General features: G+C 65.1%; 3 protein-coding genes and 1 pseudogene. All 4 read right to left on the reverse strand.

The window, feature by feature from the left end:
• Positions 1–352 (reverse strand): annotated as a pseudogene (locus tag DBR23_RS30435) (ABC transporter permease); the annotation flags it as partial.
• The gene (locus DBR23_RS09270; RefSeq protein WP_108498054.1) at positions 352–1,425 is read right to left on the reverse strand and encodes an ABC transporter permease; all 1,074 of its coding nucleotides are present in this window, start codon (positions 1,423–1,425) and stop codon (positions 352–354) included. The gene DBR23_RS09270 and the pseudogene DBR23_RS30435, both read right to left, overlap by 1 nt.
• A complete protein-coding gene (locus tag DBR23_RS09275; protein ID WP_108498055.1) occupies positions 1,418–3,004 on the reverse strand; it encodes an ABC transporter ATP-binding protein in 1,587 nt (528 codons plus the stop codon). Before DBR23_RS09275 ends, DBR23_RS09270 begins: the two co-directional genes overlap by 8 nt.
• A gap of 79 nt (positions 3,005–3,083) precedes the next feature.
• Positions 3,084–3,370: LysR substrate-binding domain-containing protein (locus DBR23_RS09280; protein ID WP_233250359.1), on the reverse strand; the 287-nt coding region annotated here is incomplete at its 5' end.

Raw genomic sequence — 3,370 nt, forward strand, 5'->3', positions numbered from 1 at the left:
GCTCGGGCAGCTTGGCCTGCACATAGCTGATGCCCGCAAACGCGGAGAAGCCCACGCCGAACAGACTGAGCGCAAGCCCCGTGGCGTACTGGTTGGTGTTGAGCCAGATCACCAGCACACCAAAGATGGCGGCCAGCACGGCACCTGCCGCCATGCCTGCCGCAAAGCCCAGCCAGGTGTTGCCCGTGTGCACCACGGTGGCAAAGCCTGCAATGGCGGCGCAGAGCATCATGCCCTCGGCCCCCAGGTTGACGATGCCCGCCTTTTCGTTGATGAGCAGGCCCAGGGCCGCAATGGCCAGCACGGTGCCCGCACTGAGCGTGGCGCCGATGAGCAGTGCATAAGACTCCATCAGACACCTCCTTTCTTGCTGCCGACCCAGCGGATGCGGTAGGCAATCAACGTGTCACAGGCCAGCAGCGTGAACAGCAGCAGGCCCTGGAACACACCGGTGAGCGACTTGGGCAGGCCCAGGCGCGACTGCGCGAGTTCACCACCGATATAGAACATGCTCATGAGGATGGCCGAGAGGATCATGCCCACCGGGTGCAACCGCCCCACAAAGGCCACGATGATGGCCGCGAAGCCGTAGCCCGCAGGCACATAGGGCGTGAGCTGGCCGATGGGCCCTGCCACCTCCAGCGCACCAGCCAGGCCAGCTGCGCCGCCCGAAATCAGCAGCGCCGTCCACAGCGCGCGGCGCGACGAAAAGCCCGCATAACGCGCCGCCGCTGGTGCCAGCCCGCCCACCTGCTGGGCAAAGCCCGCCCGCGTACGGAACAGGAACACCCACAAGGCCCCAGCGCCTGCGAGCGCCAGCAGCAACCCGATGGACACGCGCGAGCCCTGCATCAGGCGCGGGATCTGCGTGACCTTCTCGAACGTCTTGGTCTGCGGAAAGTTGTAGCCCATCGGGTCCTTCCACGGACCGTAGACCAGATAGCCCAGCACCAGCGTGGCCACATAGACCAGCATCAGACTCACCAGGATTTCGTTGGCGTTGAACTTGTCGCGCAGCAGCGCCGTGAGCCCCGCCCAGGCCATGCCGCCCAGCACCCCGGCGAGCAGGATGGCGGGCACAATCCAGGGGCCCGTGGTCTTGTCGGCCAGCAGCGCCACGCCGCCCGCCACCACGGCGCCAATGACAAACTGGCCTTCGGCGCCGATGTTCCACACGTTGGAGCGGAAACACACGGCCAGCCCCAGCGCAATCAGCAACAGTGGCGTGGCCTTGACCATGAGTTCGCCAATGGCGTACTGCGTCTTGATGGGCTCCCAGAAGAACACCTGCAGCCCGCGCACCGGGTCTTTGCCCAGCGCAATGAACAAGGCCACACCAATCAGCACCGTGACGGCCAGCGCCAGCAGCGGCGAGCCATAGGTCCAGAGCTTGGAAGCCTGGGGGCGTGGTTCCAGCTTAAGCATGCTGCACCTCCGCTGCCTTGGCCTGTTGTGCGAGGTGCGCTTGCACATCGGCATGCCACAGCCCGCTCATCCATTCACCGATGCGTTCCACCGTGGCCTCGGCGCGCTGCACCGAGGGCGACAGGTGCCCCTTGGCCACCACATGCAGCCGGTCGCAGATTTCAAACAATTCGTCCAGCTCCTCACTGACCACCAGCACGGCGCAGCCTGCGTCACGCAGGGCCAGGATGGAGCCCCGGATCTGTGCGGCGGCGCCCACATCCACGCCCCAGGTGGGCTGCGAAACGATGAGCAGCTTGGGGTTGGCGTCAATCTCGCGCCCCACGATGAACTTCTGCAGGTTGCCACCCGACAGCGACTTGGCCGCTGCGTTGGGGCCGCCCGCCTTCACATTGAAGCGCCGGATGATGTCCTCGGCATGTTTTTGCAGCGCACCCACCTTGATCCAGCCACTGCCGCCGACCGAATTGGTGCGGGTGAGCAGCAGGTTGTGCGCCAGCCCCATGGTGGGCACGGCGCCCCGGCCCAGGCGCTCTTCGGGCACAAAATGCAGGCCCAGCGCACGGCGCTGGCCGGGACCCATGCGGCCCGCGTTCTGGCCGGACACCTGGATGCTGGCCGCATCAGCCCGCTGGTCTTCGCCCGACAGCGCATAGAGCAATTCTTTTTGCCCGTTGCCCGACACTCCGGCAATGCCCACCACCTCGCCCGCCTTGACCTCGAACTGCAGGTCGATCAGGTCCACACCAAACTGGTCGGCGCGCGGCAGCGACAAGCCCTGCACGCGCAGCACCGTGGCGCCGGTCTGCACGGCACGGTGTTCCAGCGCCGGCGGTTCGGCGCCGATCATCAGCCGCGACAGGGACGCATTGGATTCCTCGGTCGGGTTGCACACGCCCGTCACCTTGCCGCCACGCAGCACGGTGCAGGCAGTGCACAGCGCGCGGATTTCGTGCAGCTTGTGGCTGATGTAGAGGATGCTGCAACCCTCGCTGGCCAGCTTGCGCAGCACCACAAAAAGCTTTTCGACCGCCTGGGGCGTGAGCACCGAAGTGGGCTCGTCCAGGATCAGCACCTTGGGATTGGTGAGCAGCGCGCGAATGATTTCTACCCGCTGCATCTCGCCCACGCTCAACGTGTGCACGGGGCGCAGAGGGTCGATGTCCAGGCCGTATTCGGCGGCCTTGGCGGTAATGCGGCCGGTCACTTCAGCCAGCGTCAGGCTCTTGTCCAGGCCCAGCCAGACGTTCTCGGCCACCGTGAGGGTGTCGAACAGGCTGAAATGCTGGAACACCATGGCAATGCCCAGGGCCCGCGCTTCTTGCGGGTTGCGCACCTGCACGGCCTGGCCGTTGAAGAACACGCTGCCTTCATCGGGCTTGACCGAGCCGTAGATGATTTTCATCAGCGTGGACTTGCCCGCGCCGTTTTCGCCCAGCACGGCGTGGATTTCACCCGGCAGCACCGTGAGCGACACGCCGCTGTTGGCCACCACGGCCGGGTAGCGCTTGGTGATGCCCACCAGCTGCAGCCGTGGCGGCGCCGCACCAGGCGCTGAAGGATTGGGGGGAGAACTCATGCGGGGATTGTCTCTCAGTTTTACAACTTGTTATAAGAATGAAAATACCTCATGGCGCTTGTTCAGCATGCTCAAGCAGCTATTCTTTTCGTAGCGAAGCAGCCACGGTTTTCACACAGTCACGCAGCCAGGCGGCCGCCGCCGAGTGGTGCGTGCGGGCGTGCCACAGCTGGTAGTACATGAGCCGAGGAAACGGCACCGGGCACGGCAATATAGCCAGCGGAAGTTGCTCCACATACCGCTCGCAGTACTGGCGGCCGGTGGTCAGCACAAGCAAGCTCGATGCCACGATGCTGGGGATGAGGCTGAAATGTGCGCAGCGCGCCGTGATGTGGCGCTGCATGCCCAGGCTGTCCAGGTGGGCGT

Source organism: Acidovorax sp. HMWF018 (assembly GCF_003061035.1).
Classification (GTDB): domain Bacteria; phylum Pseudomonadota; class Gammaproteobacteria; order Burkholderiales; family Burkholderiaceae_C; genus Acidovorax; species Acidovorax delafieldii.

Bases quoted from the DNA above. Each gene is read 5' to 3' on its own strand.
- DBR23_RS09270 (WP_108498054.1), bottom strand. From the start codon at position 1,425: ATGCTTAAGCTGGAACCACGCCCCCAGGCTTCCAAGCTCTGGACCTAT.
- DBR23_RS09275 (WP_108498055.1), bottom strand. From the start codon at position 3,004: ATGAGTTCTCCCCCCAATCCTTCAGCGCCTGGTGCGGCGCCGCCACGG.